Here is a 908-nt window from a genome sequence, read left to right on the forward strand (position 1 = left end):
GGGAGACGGCAGGGGCCGGGCAGCGTGGTGTGGCTGCTGATGGGGCTCGTGACGCTCGTCGTCGGAGTGGCCATGGCCCTGGAGGTCCGCGGGGCGCTGGACCGGGAGCGGGAGTTCCGTGCCGCGCCGGCCTGCGCGTCCGTCCCGGTGAAGGCGTCGGGGTGCCGGTGGGAGCAGGAGTTCACCGTGCGGAAGGCCGACCTGAACCGCGGGAGGCGGAACGGCTCGCCGGAGGCGGAGTTGCTGCTGCCCTCCGGCAAGCCCTGGGACGTGACGTTCCGGCAGACCGACCCGGTCCTGTCGGAGCTGGAGCCGGGCGACAAGGTCGTCGGCCTGATCTGGCACGGGCAGGTCGTCGAGGTACGGGACGCCGACGGGCGGCGGCAGCAGACGTCCCACGGGCCCGTGGGCTGGCCCGAGGACCGCCTCGGCGGCGCGCTGGCCTGTTTCGCGTTCGGTCTGCCCGCCTTGGTCGGCGGTGCGTGGCCCCTGTTCGCGCGGGGCGACCGGCGGCACGCGAAGGCAGCCGTCGTAGTGCGGTGGCACGGCGTCTGCATGGCCCTCGCTGCTCTGTTCACCCTGTGGGCGCAGTCCGCCAACGGCTGGCCCCTGTGGGTGATCCCGGCGATCTGGGGACCGCTCGCGCTGCTCGGCCTGGCCTCCATGACGGCCTTCGTCATCGCCGCCCTGCGCGGCGACCTGGACGACGAGGCCCCGCCCGCCCACGAGCCGGACCCGACGGCGACGGCGTCAGGTCAGGGACGGCCACCCTCACCCTGACCGCGAGCCTCGGCTCTCAGGGGCCGCGCAGTGGGTTGGGCAGTGGCAGGTAGCGCGCGTCCGCGCCGTCCGCGCCCGTCCAGCGGAGCAGCAGGTTCGTCTTGCCGGGGAGGGTGGGCGAGGCGAGC

The 908-nt window shown here is 74.9% G+C and carries 1 protein-coding gene; it reads left to right on the top strand.

The genetic code is table 11. The features are described from left to right. The coding region (locus CA983_RS44185; RefSeq protein ID WP_341866744.1) for a hypothetical protein at positions 1 to 780 on the top strand (780 nt) is incomplete at its 5' end. Positions 781 to 908: the final 128 nt, after the last annotated feature.

The organism is Streptomyces swartbergensis (assembly GCF_002148965.1).
In the GTDB taxonomy this organism is placed as follows: domain Bacteria; phylum Actinomycetota; class Actinomycetes; order Streptomycetales; family Streptomycetaceae; genus Streptomyces; species Streptomyces swartbergensis.